12 protein-coding genes and 2 pseudogenes are annotated in these 17529 nt (G+C 52.9%); 12 read left to right on the top strand and 2 right to left on the bottom strand.

The annotated features are described in order from the left end of the window. Positions 1–19: 19 nt before the first annotated feature. The 12 genes and pseudogenes from tssI to LOY55_RS12155 all read left to right on the top strand — a co-directional run bounded on the left by tssI (position 20) and on the right by LOY55_RS12155 (position 15282). Positions 20–2062: a type VI secretion system tip protein TssI/VgrG gene (gene tssI / locus LOY55_RS12210; protein ID WP_223524514.1), complete on the top strand. Its 2043-nt coding sequence runs from the start codon at positions 20–22 to the stop codon at positions 2060–2062. Continuing rightward, positions 2007–2789, top strand: coding sequence for a DUF4123 domain-containing protein (locus LOY55_RS12205; RefSeq protein ID WP_263295673.1), 783 nt, complete (start codon positions 2007–2009; stop codon positions 2787–2789). The genes tssI and LOY55_RS12205 overlap by 56 nt, the downstream gene beginning before the upstream one ends. After that, entirely contained in the window at positions 2789–7576 is a 4788-nt protein-coding gene (locus tag LOY55_RS12200; protein WP_223524508.1) for an RHS repeat-associated core domain-containing protein, read from the top strand. The genes LOY55_RS12205 and LOY55_RS12200 overlap by 1 nt, the downstream gene beginning before the upstream one ends. After that, complete coding sequence (locus LOY55_RS12195; protein WP_223524506.1) at positions 7573–8004, top strand: hypothetical protein; 432 nt, start codon at positions 7573–7575, stop codon at positions 8002–8004. Before LOY55_RS12200 ends, LOY55_RS12195 begins: the two co-directional genes overlap by 4 nt. A 95-nt stretch (positions 8005–8099) precedes the next feature. Beyond that, positions 8100–10338 (top strand): annotated as a pseudogene (locus LOY55_RS12190) (RHS repeat-associated core domain-containing protein); the annotation flags it as partial. 919 nt (positions 10339–11257) lie between these two features. Then, positions 11258–12544 (top strand): annotated as a pseudogene (locus LOY55_RS12185) (RHS repeat-associated core domain-containing protein); the annotation flags it as partial. 10 nt (positions 12545–12554) lie between these two features. Next, positions 12555–12842: a barstar family protein gene (locus tag LOY55_RS12180; protein ID WP_223524504.1), complete on the top strand. Its 288-nt coding sequence runs from the start codon at positions 12555–12557 to the stop codon at positions 12840–12842. A 27-nt stretch (positions 12843–12869) separates the two neighbouring features. Beyond that, on the top strand, positions 12870–13127 hold the full coding sequence (locus LOY55_RS12175) for an HNH/endonuclease VII fold putative polymorphic toxin (protein ID WP_223524502.1): 258 nt from the start codon (positions 12870–12872) through the stop codon (positions 13125–13127). Between the two features lie 2 nt (positions 13128–13129). After that, positions 13130–13456 carry an immunity 50 family protein gene (locus LOY55_RS12170; protein ID WP_258668000.1) on the top strand — a complete coding sequence of 109 codons (327 nt, stop codon included), beginning with the start codon at positions 13130–13132 and terminating at the stop codon, positions 13454–13456. A 297-nt stretch (positions 13457–13753) separates the two neighbouring features. Beyond that, entirely contained in the window at positions 13754–14014 is a 261-nt protein-coding gene (locus tag LOY55_RS12165; RefSeq protein ID WP_223524499.1) for a hypothetical protein, read from the top strand. 353 nt (positions 14015–14367) lie between these two features. Further along, the gene (locus LOY55_RS12160) at positions 14368–14673 is read left to right on the top strand and encodes a hypothetical protein (RefSeq protein ID WP_223512864.1); all 306 of its coding nucleotides are present in this window, start codon (positions 14368–14370) and stop codon (positions 14671–14673) included. Positions 14674–14754: 81 nt separating this feature from the next. Next, a complete protein-coding gene (locus LOY55_RS12155; RefSeq protein WP_223524496.1) occupies positions 14755–15282 on the top strand; it encodes a CPCC family cysteine-rich protein in 528 nt (175 codons plus the stop codon). 72 nt (positions 15283–15354) lie between these two features. Here the strand turns inward: LOY55_RS12155 and LOY55_RS12150 are convergent, their stop codons facing one another. Together LOY55_RS12150 and LOY55_RS12145 are read right to left on the bottom strand one after the other, a co-directional pair. Continuing rightward, complete coding sequence (locus LOY55_RS12150) at positions 15355–16308, bottom strand: hypothetical protein (protein ID WP_223524493.1); 954 nt, start codon at positions 16306–16308, stop codon at positions 15355–15357. Between the two features lie 642 nt (positions 16309–16950). Further along, positions 16951–17529: a hypothetical protein gene (locus LOY55_RS12145; protein ID WP_046027825.1), complete on the bottom strand. Its 579-nt coding sequence runs from the start codon at positions 17527–17529 to the stop codon at positions 16951–16953.

Here is a 17529-nt window from a genome sequence, read left to right as displayed (position 1 = left end):
ACTGCACGAGGAACAAGGGATGTTCGCGCCGGCCAATCAGACTCACTTTGCCCTGACCATCGAAGGCCTATCCAGCGATTTGCAGGTGCTGTCCTTGCAAGGTCGGGAGGCGATCAGCCAACCGTTCGTGTTTGAGGTGGAGCTGGTCAGTGAACAGCCGTCCCTGGACCTCGAAAACCTGCTGCACAAACCGGCCTTCTTGCAGCTCTCGCCTGACGGCAGCGGCATCCACGGCCAGATCTACCGCGCCGCCCAGGGTGATTCCGGCAAACGCCTGACCCGCTACGCGGTGACCCTGCGTCCGCAACTGTCCTACCTGGCGCATCGCGTCAACCAACGCATCTTCCAGAACCTCAACGTGCCGAAAATCATCGGCAAGGTCCTTGAAGAGCACGGCATCCAAAGCAACGCTTACGAATTCAAAGTCGGGGCGATTTATCCCAAGCGCATTTACTGCGTTCAGTACGATGAATCGGACCTGCAATTCATCCAGCGCTTGTGCGAGGAAGAAGGGATTCACTACCACTTTCAGCACAGCACTTCGGCCCACAAGCTGGTGTTCGGCGATGACCAGACGGTGTTCCCGAAACTGGCGCCCGTGGCCTATCAGCAAGACTCCGGCATGGTCGCCAACGACCCGGTGATCAAGCGCTTCGATCTGCGCCTGGAAACCCGCACCAGCCGCACCACCCGCCGCGACTACGACTTCGAAAAACCGCGCATCACCCTCGAAAGCGAAAACCGTGGCGACGCCCTGCCCGACCTCGAAGACTACGACTACCCCGGCCGTTTCATCGACCGCGAGCGTGGCAAGCACCTGGCCAAACGCGCCCTCGAACGCCACCGCAGCGACTTCCAGCTCGCCGAAGGCAAAAGTGATCAGCCGTTGCTGGTCAGCGGCCACTTCCTGGCCCTGACCCAACACCCCAAGGCTAAATGGAACGACCTGTGGCTGCTGACCGAAATCCTCCACGAAGGCAAACAGCCGCAAGTGCTGGAAGAATCGGTGACCAGCCACACCACCAACCTGAAGGACGACTTCCATCAGGGCTACCGCAACCGCTTCCAGGCCACCCCGTGGGACGTACCGAATCGCCCGCCGCTGCAGCATCCCAAGCCACGGATCCTCGGCAGTCAAAGCGCCGTGGTCACCGGGCCCCTGGGTGAAGAAATTCATTGCGACGAGTACGGCCGCGTCAAAGTGCAATTCCACTGGGACCGCGAAGGCCAGGCCGACGACAAGACCAGCTGCTGGCTGCGCGTCTCCTCCGCCTGGGCCGGCGCCCACTACGGCGGCATCGCCATCCCGCGGATCGGCATGGAAGTGCTCGTCACCTTCCTCGAAGGCGACCCCGACCAACCGCTGATCAGCGGCTGCCTTTACCACAAGGAAAACGTCGTCCCGTACCCGCTGCCGGCGAACAAGACCCGCAGCACTTTCAAAACCCTGAGCTCACCGGGGGGCGGTGGTTTCAACGAACTGCGCATCGAAGACAAAAAGGGCCAGGAACAAATCTTCCTGCACGCCCAGCGCGACTGGGACGAAAACGTCGAGCACGACCAGAAAATCCGCGTCGGCAACGAACGCCACGACACCGTCGAGCAAAACAGCTACAGCGAATTCAAAGCCGAAGAACACCACACGGTTTACGCCGACCGCAAAGTCGAAGCACGCGCCAACGACCACCTGACCGTGGGCGCAAACCAGCACATCAAGATTGGCACCGGGCAGTTCATTGAAGCCGGCCAGGAAATCCACCTGAGCAGCGGCATGAAAGTCGTGCTCGAAGCCGGGAGCGAACTGACGCTCAAGGGTGGCGGCAGCTTCATCAAGATCGACGCCAGCGGCGTGACCATGAGCGGGCCGGTGATCAACATGAACTCCGGGGGCAGTCCGGGCAGCGGGACCGGGGCTGCGCCGTTGATGCCGGGTGTGTTGAAACAGGCGGATGCGGACAAGGCTGGGGCGGTACTGACACCGGCGCAGGTCAATACGCTGAAGCGTAATGCGCCGTTTTGTGAAGAGTGCGAGAAATGTAAGGCAGGTGTTTGTGCGAGCTGATCTTTTGACTCCTCAGGCGTGGTTGGCTGAACGACCGTTGCAAACGGGCGAACACCTGTATCTGATCGTCAGTGCCGCCAGTGATGCCGATGCGCTGAAGACGCTTTACCAGAATGACCCCACCACCCAGGCCACCCCGATCTGGGGCGGAACACCCTACGCGAGTTGGCAACAAGTAATGCCTTACCTCACCGAGTTGAAGCCCAACTCGGGTTTTCTGTCGTGGATTGCCGAAACGGACGCGCAAGACTGGGGATGGCTGGCGGTTTCAACCAGCACGCCGGAGCTGGTCTTTGAACACCTGCGCAGCCTGACCCAAGTGCGCATGCCCGATGGAACCGAGGTGTTTTTCCGGTTCTGGGATGGGCGGCATATCTATCCGATTCTGGAGGGATTGGGTGAGGCGGCGGGTGAAGTGTTACCGGTGTTTGATCGGTATCTGATTAATGGCAAGCGGCTGGATATCGGGCCACGCGTGGTGCCGGTGGCGAAAGATTGGCCTTGGTGGGAGGTGCCAAAGACGTTGCTTGATGGCTTGGCCAAGCAAGCCCCGTCGACCTTGATCGGCAACCTGATGCAATGGCTGGAAGAGGAACGCCCAGACATCTACGCCGCTTACCCCGACAGCAACCTGAAGCTGAAAATCGCACGCTTCGTGCGTCGGCCCGATGCTCCGAAAAACTTGAATGAAGCACTGTTAAACCACCTGATTCTGGAGCAAGGCTGATGGATCGCGTTGCCTACGTTGATAACCAACTGAGTACGTTCAAGGACAGTCTGAAGCTGTACCAGGAACAAACCAAAACCTGGTATGCAGAGGTCGCCGATAAAGGCAGTCGCGCTGCAGACTTGCCTTCTTTGCTCGGCATGGAGCGAGTGATCAAGGTCGGCAACTCCAGCAAATCCGTCAGCATGACTGACGGCGATTTCTCCTCAAACGTCGCTCAGTGCCCACTCAAAGGCCCATTGCTGATCGAAAGCAAATTCGAATCGGTCTACGACATTCCGCTGGGCGATATCGAAGTTGAAATCGTCGCGGTGGAAGGCGGCGCGGTCAGCAAAGTCAAACTGGATGCTCAAGGCAAAGCAGCCTGGACAGAAGGTGTTCCGGGCAAGTTCTACAAGATCCGCGTTCACAATGAAGTGACACCGGCGCAGATTGATACGCTGTTCAGTTCCTATGGCGGCCTGACCGCCGACCTGGAAGGCTTCCTGCGCAAGGAATGGGCGGGCTTCAAACCTCAATGGTCCAACGTGTCAGCCTCCGGCACCGCCATGGCTGTCGGCAACGGCATCCTTGAAGGAGGCTGGGAAGCGATCAAAGGGGTCTGGGATGGCATCAGTCTGGTGCTCGACATCCTGCAAGACCCGGGCAAGTTTGCGAAGGACCTCGGTGCAGGTACCCAGAAACTGATTGACCTGGCCAAACAAGCGCCCGACATCATGAAAAAGGCCATGTTGCTGGCCAGCGATGAGGCCGCACTGTTCCTGATGGTGCGCAGCGCCGTCATCTGGCTGGCAGGTTTGCCACCGATGAAGATGGCTGGCGATGTGGCAAAAATGACCACGGCGGCGGTCGTGGGTATCGCCATCGACATCGTCATCTCGATCGTGCTGACCATCGCCGCGGAAGGTACGGGCGTCATCTACCTCGCCGCGCGGTTGAAAAAGTATGGCGAAATCATCATCAAGGCCGTCACTGGCTTTGTGGAGTCGGTGTTCAAGATCATCAAAGGCTTCATGGAGTACGTCACGAAATACACAGCCGTTGCGGCGCGTGGTGTGACGGCACAAATGAAGAATGGCTTGGCCCAGTTGCGTTTTGACGGGAAGAAAAACGCGAAACTGGGCAAGGGCAAAACCGGCGATGATGTCTCCAGGCAAGCCACGACACCCGCCGACAAAAGCGCTGAACCCGCCGCGAAAACCTGCACCGACAAGTGCCCCGTTTCGATGGTCACCGGTGAAGAGCTGTTGACGCTGACCGATGGTCAACTCGACGGCCTGCTGCCCTTTGAGTGGACGCGCCTGTATCGAACCAGCGCCGTGGAAATCGATTGTGGCCTGGGTTACGGCTGGAGCCATGCGCTGGCGCACCGTGTCGAGATCAACGGTGACGAAGTCATCTGGACCGACCACGAAAACCGTGCCACGCCGTTTCCACTTCCGAGCCAGCAACGCCCCGCTATCACCAACAGCCTGTCGCGCGCAGCGATTTTTATCGGCGACGATCCTTCGGAACTGGTTCTGGCACAGGCAGGCAGTCGCCCTTCCTTCTACCACTTCCGTTACAACAGCAAAGGCGCAACCCTCATCGCCATCAGCGACAGCTATGGCAACCGGTTGCACATCACCCGTGATATTCACGGGCGAATCAAACGCCTCGATAACGGTGCCGGTCGCGCCCTTCTCCTGCGCTACGACCGAAAGCACATCGTCGCCGTCGACTATCAACAGTTCCTTCCGGCGGACACTCTGGAAGACGCCTGGAACACCGTCCAGACGCTGGTCACGTACAGCTATGACGCGCAGCATCGCCTGATTGAAGCGAAGAACGCGGCCGGTGAAGCCGAGCACTATCGCTACAACGATCAGCACGTGATTCTCGAACGGCAATTGGCGGGTGGCGCCAGTTTCTTCTGGGAATGGGAGAACGAAGGCAAGCTCGCGCGCTGCGTCCATCACTGGGCGAGTTTCTCGCAGATGGAAGCGCACTACGTCTGGGACGATAAAGGTAGCGTCACGGTTACCAACGCCGATGGCAGCGAAGAGGTTTATACCCACGACGATAAAGCGCGGTTGATCAGCAAGATCGACCCCGATGGCGCGGAACACCTCAAGGCCTACGACGACAAGGGCCAGTTGATCGCAGAAAAAGATCCGCTGGGCGCCGTGACCGAATACCGGTACGACGAAGACGGCTTGATGACGGCGGTCATTCCTCCGGAAGATGAACCGGTCACGTACGAATACAGCAATGGGTTCGTGAGCGATGTCCATCGCGGCAAAGCCACGTGGAAGTATCAGCGCAACAATCAGGGCGACATAACCCAGCAGATCGATCCGCACGGCAACGCCACCCTCTACAGCTACGACCGCCAAGGCCGCTTGCTGGAAATCCGTCATCCCGATGGCAGCCGCCATCAACTGGGCTGGAACAACCTCGGACAACTGCTGGAAGAAAGCCTGCCTGACGGCGGTCAACGCAAATACCGTTACGACGCCTTGGGCCGGCAAATCACCCGTCAGGAAGAAACCGGCGCGATCACCCACTACCAATGGGACGCCGCCAATCGCCTCGCACAAGTGACCCTGCCCGGTGGCGCGACCCGTGCATTTACCTACAACGCCTATGGCAAAGTCACCGCCGAGCGCGATGAGCTGGGGCGCATCACTCGCTACGAATACGCCGATGGCCTGCACCTGGTCAGCCGCCGCCTGAATCCGGACGGCAGCCAACTGCGCTACCGCTACGACAACTCTCGCCTGCTGCTGACCGAGATCGAAAACGAACGTGGCGAGCACTACCACCTCGATTACTACGCCAATGGCCTGATCCAGCAGGAAACCGGTTTCGATGGTCGTCGCACCGCCTACGAGTACGACCTCAACGGCCAATTGCTGAAAAAAACCGAATTCGGCGACGACGGCAGCGAACTGATTACCGAATATCAACGCGATGCCGCTGGCCGGTTGCTGGTCAAGACGCTAGCCGATAGCGAGGAAATCCACTACAGCTACGACGCCTTCGGCCGCTTGGTCAACGTCGACGATGGCAACTGGCCCCTCGCCTACGAATATGACCTGCAAGATCGCTTGATCACCGAACATCAAGGCTGGGGCACGCTACGTTACGAGTACGACTCGCTCGGCCAACTGAGCCACTGCCGCCTGCCCGATGGCAGCAAACTCGACTATCGCCACCAAGCCGGTGGCCGCCTGAACAGCATCGACCTCAACGGCTCGCGCCTGACCACGCACCAGTTCAGCGCTGGTCAGGAACTTCAGCGCCAGCAAGGCCTGCTGCTCAGCCAGTACCAGTACGACGAACAAGGCCGGCTGCAGGCTCACACCGTCAGCCAGCAGGAACGCAACCTGTTCCACCGCCGCTACGCCTACGACGCCAACGGCAACCTCGCCGGCATCGACGACAGCCGCAAAGGCAATCGCAGCTACCACTACGACCCGCTCGATCGCCTGATCAACGTCCGAGGCAGCACCCCGGAAAGCTTCGCCCACGATCCCGCCGGGAACTTGCTGGGCCAAGGCGACCAAGCCAGCGCAAACCTGGCCAACGTCAAAGGTAACCGCCTGCTGATGCAGGGCGACCGCCACTACGACTACGACGCCTACGGCAACCTGACCCGCGAACGTCGCGGCACCGGGCAGAAACTCGTCACCGAATACCGTTACGACTGCCAGCACCGTTTGATTGGTGCCAGTCTGCCGGGGGGTAGTGTCGCGTCCTATAAATACGACGCCTTCGGCCGGCGCATCGAAAAAACTGTCGATGGCAGCACCACTGAATTCCTGTGGCAAGGCGAACGCCTGATCGCCGAAAGCGCTGACAACCGCTATCGCACTTACGTTTATGAACCAGGTAGTTTCCGTCCGCTGGTGATGCTGGATGGCGAAGGTCCACTGAGGGCGACGCCGTTTTACTATCAGCTCGATCATCTGGGTACGCCGCAGGAGCTCACTGACTACAGCGGTGAGATCATGTGGTCTGCCAAGTACCGCGCTTATGGCAATCTCGCTGCACTCGATGTTGCCGAAATTGACAACCCGCTGCGGTTTCAGGGGCAGTACTTCGATGCGGAGACGGGCTTACACTACAACCGGCATCGCTACTACAATCCGGGGACCGGGCGGTATCTGACGCCGGATCCGATCAAGCTTGCGGGTGGGTTGAACAACTACCAGTACGTGCCTAACCCTACGGGGTGGGTGGATCCGTTGGGCTTACATTCCACGCTAGGAGAATGCCCGGACGCGGAACCGCCTAAAAAATGGACAGAAAAATCGGTATTCACTAAATACCCCGAAAAAACAGTTATAAAAACTTCCGGGCCTGAAGAGCAAGCAGTATTTTTGCAAGAACACCTTCCGGGGTTGCCTAAAGAGCAAGCGCAAATGATTCTTGAAGACTCCTATAAAAAGGGAACCTCGGTCGTGATCGGAGGAAGCAGGGTCAGGGGTGACAACCTCCCTGGTAGCGACTTAGACGTTGGATTCGGTCACCTAAATGCAAATCAAGCGGGAAAGCATGTTAAATCCCTCGAAGGTAAATTTGAGTTAAGAGAAGGCTTCTTATCGCTTGAGAAAACAAGGATCGTACCCGGAAATAAAACCGCAAACATCGAAGAAATAAAATCGCCGGAAGAGTTCTTCCAACGCTCCGGAACACGCTCTGGTCTCGACCCTAAAGCAGGGCAAGAGTACAAACCATCAGGTTCCATTACGCTAGATGAAGATGGAACCATTACTCTCCTACCACCGGGAACAGCACCATGAATTTCAGATCTGCTAGCTTGGCCATCAACCCGAGCGAAATTGGCTATAGAAGTCTTGGCTTTGGAGAAAACCCTGGACTTGAGACAACGGAATATGAATTAACCATAAACGTTAAAGAGCTAACAGAAAATTTTCTAAAAAGTGCAGACTCCTTTATTCACCAATGCAAAATCGATGATTCTCAACAAGGATTCGCGGACATTGAAAACCTAAAAGAAGCCAACTATGCAAGCTTCACGCAGCTTATTGAACACAAACCAAACCTAGCCGCCACCCTTATTAACGATTATCTATATTTCGACTTACTAGACTCATTATTTCCAAATTCCAAAAACCTAAAATTAGTAGTCAACAGCATAAAAAATGTTGTTATACAGGAAGAGCAAATAATTATTACAGGCGAGACATTTCCTTTCAAAAAGCCGTGAAGAAACTCATCAAACCAAGAACTATAAGAAAAAAGGGGACAAGAAAAAGTGGACGGATTTATTTTCACGCAAGAAAATAAATCCTTCCACTTTTCATTCTTAACGCCGATGGCAGCGAGCAGGTTTACGTACATGACGAAAATGCGCGACTTATCAGCGAGACCGCCCCCGACGGAGCGGAAACGCAAAGAGCGTATGACAGCGAAGGTCGCCTGATCGCTGAAAAAGACGCACTGGGAGCCGTCACCGAATACCAATACAACGACGCCGGACGTTTGATTGCGGTTGTACCTCCAGAAGATGAACCGACTCGCTACAACTACTACGATGGCCAACTCATCGATGTGCAACGCGGCAGAGCTCGCTGGAAGTACGAGCGCAACCGTCAGGGCGATATCACCCAGCAAACCGACCCCCATGGAAACGAAACCGACTACAGCTACGACCGTCAGGGTCGCCTGTTGGAAATTCGTCATCCTGATGGCAGCCGCCATCAATTGGGCTGGAACAACCTCGGTCAATTGCTGGAGGAACGCCTGCCCGACGGCGGCCAGCGCAAATACCGCTACGACGCGCTGGGTCGACAGATTACCCGTCAGGAAGAAACCGGTGCGATCACCCACTACCAGTGGGATGCTGTCGGCCGCCTGACGCAAGTCACCCTGCCCGGTGGCGCCACCCGTGCGTTCACCTACAACCCTTATGGTCGTATCACCGCCGAACGCGATGAGCTAGGCCGCGTGACTCGCTACGAGTACGCCGATGGTCTGCACCTGGTCAGCCGCCGGATCAATCCGGACGGCAGCCAGTTGCGTTATCGCTACGACAACTCGCGCCTGCTGCTGACTGAGATCGAGAACGAACGCGGCGAGCACTACCACCTCGACTACCACGCCAACGGCTTGATCCAGCAGGAAACCGGTTTCGACGGGCGCCGCACCGCCTACGAGTACGACCTCAACGGCCAACTGCTGAAGAAAACCGAGTTCGGCGACGATGGCAGTGAACTTGTCACTGAATATCAGCGCGACGCTGCTGGCCGCTTACTGGTCAAAACCCTGGCCAATGGCGAGGAAGTCCATTACAGCTATGACGCCCTTGGCCGTCTGGTCAACGTCGACGACGGCAACTGGCCGCTGGCGTATGAATACGATCTGCAAGACCGCCTGATCACCGAACACCAAGGCTGGGGCACCCTGCGCTACGAGTACGACAGCGTTGGACAACTCAGCCACTGCCGCCTTCCGGACGGCAGTAAGCTCGATTACCGCCACCAGCGCGGCGGCCAACTAAGCAGCATCGACCTCAACGGCTCGCGCCTGACCACCCATCAGTTCAACGCCGGTCTCGAGCAAAAACGCCAACAAGGCCTGCTACTCAGCGAGTATCAGTACGACGATCAAGGCCGTCTGCAAGCACACAGCGTCAGCCAAAAAGATAGAAACCTGTTCCACCGCCGCTACGCCTACGACGCCAACGGCAACCTCGCCGGCATCGACGACAGCCGCAAGGGAAATCGCAGCTACCACTACGACCCGCTCGATCGCCTGATCAACGTTCGCGGCACCACCCCGGAAAGCTTCGCCCATGACCCCGCCGGCAACTTGCTGGGCCAAGGCGACCAGCCCACCGCGAACCTGGCCAACGTCAAAGGCAACCGCCTGCTCATGCAAGGCGACCGCCACTACGACTACGACGCCTACGGCAACCTGACTCGCGAACGTCGCGGCACCGGACAGAAACTCGTCACCGAATACCGTTACGACTGCCAGCACCGCTTGATCGGCGCCAGCCTGCCGGGCGGTAGCGTCGCGAGCTACAAGTACGACGCCTTCGGTCGTCGCATCGAAAAAACCGTCGACGGCAGCACCACCGAATTCCTCTGGCAAGGCGAGCGCCTCGTTGCCGAAAGCGCTGACAACCGCTATCGCACGTACATCTACGAACCGGGCAGCTTCCGCCCGCTGGCGATGCTCGACGGCGAAGGTCCGCTGAAAGCGACGCCGTTTTACTATCAACTCGATCATCTGGGTACGCCGCAGGAGCTCATTGATTACAGCGGTGAGATCATGTGGTCAGCCAAGTACCGCGCCTACGGCAACCTCGCTGCACTGGATGTCGCCGAAATCGACAACCCGTTGCGCTTTCAGGGTCAGTATTTCGATGCGGAGACAGGCTTACATTACAACCGGCATCGCTACTACAATCCGGGGACCGGGCGGTATCTGACGCCGGATCCGATCAAGCTTGCGGGTGGGTTGAACAACTACCAGTACGTGCCTAACCCTACGGGGTGGGTGGATCCGTTGGGGTTGAATGGATGTCCAGGGGCCGGGAGCAATCCTGATTCGAAAAATCCCGCCGACAAAGCTAAAGTTGAGACTAAGGAGCCGCCAACCCCGGAGGTTACTTGGTCAAGCCCTTCAGTTAAAAGAGCCTCCGATCAGCTTGATCGCGGGGCGAAAGATGTAACGGTTAACAGCAGAGGAGAGGCTGAGGAGCTATTTAGAGGGAAATACGTAGGTGAAGGCTATAGAAACGCCGAAGAATTTAACTCCGTGACCGCCAAAGACTACTTTGTAACTCCCGAAGGGAAAGAGTCATACTACCACTGGGACGACACACCCGTTTCCAACATCGAAACCAGAAAAGTATACATGGCGAATCACAGCCCTACTGACCCCCATGCCGCCTTGCCACATTTGCAACTACATCCAAAAGACGGCAAAGTAATCCGTATCTACTGGCCAAATCAATTTGAGGGGCAAAAATGAACGAGCAGAAAACAATCCCACGAAGTGTTTGGTACGGTCTCGACGGCAAAAGCTACGACTCAATTGCGCAAGAATTGAACTCTGAAGACCAACTGTCGCGTAAATGGGCCGCGATATATGCAATTTACAAATATAAATTTCTAACGAACGATCCTTTTCGATACTATGACTTTATAAACAATTCAAAAAACTCTCGGTACGCGATCATAATATTTTCAGTACCTATTGAGACACTCGAAACTAGCGACGGCATAGATGACCGCGACATAAATATAGAAAATTTTGAAGAGTTGAATTCAGAAGAAGAAATAAATAGCTTTTTGAAAAACAACCAAGTCAACCCAGAGTTGTTCACAGCTCCATGGCGTTGTGACTATCCACTTTAACTCACCAAAAACAGGCCAGCAAAACAATAAAGCAACAATAAAGGGGACGGATTTATTTTCAGCGAAAGAAAATAAATCCGTCCCCTTTTCACTTACGCCTACGACGCCAACGGCAACCTCGCCGGCATCGACGACAGCCGCAAAGGCAATCGCAGCTACCACTACGACCCGCTCGATCGCCTGATCAACGTCCGAGGCAGCACCCCGGAAAGCTTCGCCCACGATCCCGCCGGGAACTTGCTGGGCCAAGGCGACCAAGCCAGCGCAAACCTGGCCAACGTCAAAGGTAACCGCCTGCTGATGCAGGGCGACCGCCACTACGACTACGACGCCTACGGCAACCTGACCCGCGAACGTCGCGGCACCGGGCAGAAACTCGTCACCGAATACCGTTATGACTGCCAGCACCGTTTGATTGGTGCCAGTCTGCCGGGGGGCAGCCTCGCGTCCTACAAGTACGACGCGTTCGGCCGACGCATCGAAAAAACTGTCGATGGCAGCACCACTGAATTCCTGTGGCAAGGCGAACGCCTGATCGCCGAAAGCGCTGACAACCGCTATCGCACTTACGTTTATGAACCGGGTAGCTTCCGTCCACTGGTGATGCTTGATGGCGAAGGCCCGCTGAAGGCGACGCCGTTTTACTACCAACTCGACCATCTGGGAACACCGCAGGAGCTCACCGACTACAGCGGCGAGATCATGTGGTCTGCCAAGTATCGCGCTTATGGCAATCTCGCTGCACTCGATGTTGCCGAAATCGACAACCCTTTGCGGTTTCAGGGGCAGTACTTCGATGCGGAGACGGGCTTACACTACAACCGGCATCGCTACTACAATCCGGGGACCGGGCGGTATCTGACGCCGGATCCGATCAAGCTTGCGGGTGGGTTGAACAACTACCAGTACGTGCCTAACCCTACGGGGTGGGTGGATCCGTTGGGGCTGGCAAGTACGGAGTGCAAGGGTCCGGAAGCGTCCGACAACTCGGCTCATAACGCTGCTAAGTATGCGGCCCTGAAACGCGATCTACAAACGACTGAAGCAGCCAACGGCGCCGTAGATAGCTTAAGAACGACCGGACAACTCCCCAACAATTACGTGACGAAAGTGCAAGCAGCACAAGGTGGATGGAAACCTGGGAAAGCATTGAACAACAGTGTTCCAGGAGGTCAATTGGGCGGTGATATCTTTCACAATGACACTAATGTATTACCGTCATCACCAGGACGCACTTGGTACGAAGCAGATGTTGGGATAAACAACACGATGTCTCGAAGCAATCAGCCAGGGACTCGACTGCTCTATTCCGACGACGGGCTGCTTTATATCACCAGCGATCATTACGACACGGTAAAGGCCATTGGAAAATGGAAGTAGGGACGAAAAAATGATAATAGAACTAGACGGCACCACAATAAAATCAGAAGCAGATTTTCACAAAAAACTCACATCAGTGCTGGGAATCACCGAATACTATGGAAACAACCTAAACGCCTTATGGGATTTGCTGAGCGCGAATGCGGAGCGACCGCTGGAGCTAATTTGGAAAAACTCAAAAGACTCTAGGGACGCCATGGGCATTCCTTACGAACAAATTGTGAATATACTTGAAAGAGCGAAAGAACAGGATGAAAAATTTGGATGGGATGAAAGATTTAGTTATCAACTACTGTAGGACAAAAACACAAAGAGAACTAAATAAATGAAGGTGGCGATACTACACATCATCGAGCCCAAGACGCTAGGAACTGTTGTAGAATTTTCCACAAATTACAAAAACAAAAAACAAAAAACAAAGGGGACAGATTTATTTTTACGAAAGAAAATAAATCCGTCCCCTTTTCGCCTTGAGCCTGGGAACAAAGGCGACCAGGCTGCTCACTTTAATCTACGACCGATTGAAAACACCAGAACGGGTAAAATCCCAGGTGCAAAAGATCACTTCTACTTCAAGGAGTAATTATGAAATTCTGGAATGATATTGACGGCAGCACTTTTTTTAACCAGATTTTCACGACACTCATAGCGATCGGAACCATTGAGCTTTTTGCTTTAAATATTGATAACAGCAGACCAACGATAATAATGGAGTTTGATATAGAGGAACTCCCTGACGCACCTCCAGCAAAATGGAAAAAGAATCACTTCAATACGTGTCGAATTGGATTAAATTGTGGCGACATCAAAAACGTTCTGATAAAAAATATACCTACAACAGATAAATTAAACATAACAATTACAAAAAAGAAACCATATTTACAATCCAAGCATCAAACAAAAACTCAATGATTGAGTTCACAACAGAATCTCCTTTACTTTGCGGCCCCTCGGTGTACCTGAACGACAAGGACTCCGACGCTATTTAGGCGCAAAAAAAAGACAAAAAATGGACAAAAAAAAGGGACGGATTTATTTTCACGCAAGAAAATAAATCCGTCCCCTTTTCGCACCCGCTTCCAGGCAAAAGGAAGTATCTGGATTTACAAGGGATTGTACCCAGCAACAAAAAATTGCCCAATGGAAAGCAGGCAGGCAGAACGCAGAGCGAATACAATGAAGTAACGCACTTTAATAAGGGGACATGAAATGAAAACAATCTCCGTCCCATTGAGCTCTGAAGCAATGAAACGCTTAGATCTAGATGAGTGTTTGCTTGCTGATCTTGAGAAACTTCAATCACCAGAAGAGCACTACGCAAAATTATTGCAATCTGGAGTACTTGAAAAAATAAACTCATCACTAGGAAAATTTATAGATGAGTACGAAGACGAAAGTATTCAAGGCAACATCGAACTAACCACATCTCTAAATATTTTAACAAGCGCTTACGAACACACCAAACTTTAGATATTAGAAAAAATTATAACCCTGAACAAGCTAGCACTGAAAAGCAAAACCGGGCTGTTTTTTTATTTCTAAGTCAAACAAAAGAAAGGATAGATTGATTTTCCATAAAGAAAAATCAATCTATCCCTTTTCACGCTTGGAACACTGAAGCACTTGAGCGTCACGCGTTCAAGGATAGTCAGGACGTCAAAGATGGAAAGCCGTGAAAAGTCATTGACTAGGGGAAACCATTGTCCACTAACGACGGTAACGAAACACGATTCATGAGGGTTGAGCTAGGTGCGAACACTATTCATGGCCATCCTATTTCCGAAGATGCATTTAAAAAACTCACAAAAATGAAGAAAAATTAAATGAACACGAAAAAAATAATTGAACTTGGCGGAAGAATCACATTTGATGACATATCCCACCTAAATCAAGATATTGATATATCAATAATTATTGATGATTTAAAGGAGGATCTATTCCAAGCTGTTTTCCCCCATGATCAACTCATTGATATCGGCTGGTATCCGGAGTTCTGCGAAGATGGCACCTTCAAAGTCTCACTAATTAAATCCCATGATTGGGAGCAACCAATTTTCAGCGAAAAAGCAAAAAACTGGAAAGAACTACAACAGGTAATATCCAATGCTCTAATCAAAATAGAAATATAAAAACAACCAAGAAAGACAAAGAAAGGAAACAGACATATTTTTATACGAATTCAGCAATTGATTTAGCAAAAGTACTTTAACATGCAAAAAACCTCTCGATCCGATGCAGTTTACAAGCTGAGCCAAAAAGCTTTAGCTGCTCTCAACAATGATGCGCGTGAATCACTGCTACTGAATTGGTGGGGGATTGATGACAGCGACGAAGTGTTCTCCTTGCTTTCAAAAGAAATGCAACATCTACTTATCTCAAACGACGAACCGCCAAGTGACGTACAGAATCCTCTTTATGACGAGTTGTTATTGATTGCTTTGCACTCACAATACAAGAGCGTTACAAATTTGTATTTATCTAGCCAAATGAAAAAAATGGGATTCGGCGAGCATGAAGTATTGGGACTCATCGAACCAATGGAAGCTTGTCCTTGCTGCGGTTACCGCACATTATCGTCGAGAGCAAACTACGACATTTGTGATCTGTGCAAATGGGAAGACAACGGAGTAATTGATCCTGAACAATATAGCGGGCCGAACCATATGACACTCGGAGAAGCGAAAGAGACATTCTCAAAAAACATGAACGTATTGCCTTTAGACAAATGGGCCATATAAAAATCACTGCAAAGCAACATAGAAAAAGCGGTCGGATTTATTTACACGAAAAAACTCATCCCCCTTTCCGCTCTAAACCGAAACCCACCGCCCCACCGCTACCGAACCCGGAATTTTAACCTCCAGACTTCCTAAAAACTGCTCATCAATCGAACGAAGCAAAACTTCCGGCCCCATCAACCCCAACTGAATTGCTTGAACCCCTGAACTGGCAAGCATTAAAGACTTAAACTCCGTTAACGGGCCTTTAACCACCTTGGTCTTAGTTAAATCCTTCTCATGCAACAAATCCGCAGATGCAAAAAACTCAGCCGTATCGAGTCCCAGGGCGGACAACTGGCCGGAGTCCTCCACATCAATTTCCGCATAATGTGTCGCCTGGGCTAAAAATTTTCGCCCGGAAACCTTCCCGTCGATGGCTAACAAAAAGAACGTGAAGGCTGTATTGCCCAAGCGGTTCCAGTCGTCTTCATTTGTGTTGCTGCCCTGAGTCCGATGAAGTGTTTTCACCCCTTTGTTAACCAACTCAAAATTCGGTTCAATCGCGTTAAATCTAGGCGGCCCATCGACTGAGGTGGTGTAGTGCCGGAGGGTAAACTTTTTATTCGATGCTTTATCCATTTGTTTTTGATTGGCTTTTTTATCAGAAAAAACCAGCGAGTCGTTTGTTACATCCTTCATGATGGTAAAGGGCAAAACTCTATCTGTTGCATCGTAGCCGGTCTTGTATTTGTCAAAGACCTCTTGAGCAGGAACAGATTTTCTAGCGATTGAAGGGGTCGGTGTCGACTTTTTAAGCGTACAAGCACCCGTGTGATTGGTCTTGCACTGGGGGCAGAGTTTAGGGATTTGAAAGGGAGCTGTTTTTGACGCCGCAGGTTTGGTCGCTGCGATCACCACGCCAGTGGGCACGGTGAAGGGAGGTGATGATGCAGAGGTTGCCCTTTGACCGAGTATTGGGCCTCGCGTTGATTTTTGATGACCGGAAGGATTGTTGGGGGACGCCGGTCGCAAAACGTTAGGCATTGGACTGTTCGATGGCGGATCAGTAGGCATAAATAAACTTACCCCAGACGTTGAGTGGTTATGAACCACGTTACATTTTGAGGCTTTGGTTATAGCAAAGAGGCACACTACAAAAATGTAGGAAATTTCCGAAGGAAATGAGGCCGGGCATATGCAGGCGGGAGCACCGCGTACGGGAATCTGATGGTCATTTGAACCGTGCGCTGGCCCCTTTGACCCATTGGCTCGATACATGCCCGACATCGGCATCAATGTGCCCTCGACGCATTGCACGACACGACGACACCGCAGAGTGACTGCAAAAAAAACGGGCGATCCAGTGATCGCCCGTTTTTTTATGTATTCATTGTCAGCACGTCGCATACGCACTGCCAAAAAGAGTTCGCCCAGTGAAACAGCCTCGGCATTCCATGCACTGGTAAAGAGCCATGACACTGGACGAACGGGGGAAGTTTAATAGAAGCAGGTGAAGATGTCCGCCTCGCGAACATGAAATTTATAAACACAATGTTTAACAACATGTCGGATGAAATACTATTCAGACGAATGAATAAAACTCACCAACCCGTTCATTAAAACTGATTGTTCTTGTACAAAAAGTTATACAAGAACAATCATTTTTTATAGAGCCAACACTCAATTTTAGTGTGCGCTGGTCACTTTCAGAAGGTCTGTGTAGGTGACAACAACGGTTTGCCCTACTTTCAGGTCCTTGAGTTTCGCTTGAACTTTCGGCTCTACCACTTCAACCGTTTTGGACTGGCCAGCCGGGTTTTCGAAGGTCAATTCATGTTTTGCCAAATCGATTTTGGTGATTTTCAGCTGAACTTGAACCTGACGGTAAGCTTCGCCGGCAGGCATGGAACCGCCCGGTGCCGCTCGGACTTCGCCCGTGCGCTCGGTGGAGCCTGGCAGGCCCTTGTCGACGTCGGTGTCGAGGTATGCCGCGACGGAGCGGGCAACTTCGACTGTGACCTTATCGCCAGCTTTGAGGTTGGCAAGGTTTTTCGCCTTGTCGGTCAGTTGCAGCGTCGTCTCGTTACCTTCTGGCCCTTTAAGGGTGACTTGATGGCTTTTGGCGTCGACCGAGACAACATCAGCGGTGATCGTTGCCGCTTCCACCACGTTAGACAGCGGAATGTCCGCCGCCATGGCGCCAAGGCTGACGGCAGACAGCAAGGTAGCAAGGGTGATGGCTTTGGTCAGTGCGTGGAGTTTCAT

It is taken from the genome of Pseudomonas sp. B21-040 (assembly GCF_024748695.1).
Lineage (GTDB): Bacteria > Pseudomonadota > Gammaproteobacteria > Pseudomonadales > Pseudomonadaceae > Aquipseudomonas.
Note: the sequence above shows the minus strand (reverse complement) of the source record. Positions and strands in the feature narration are given on the sequence as shown.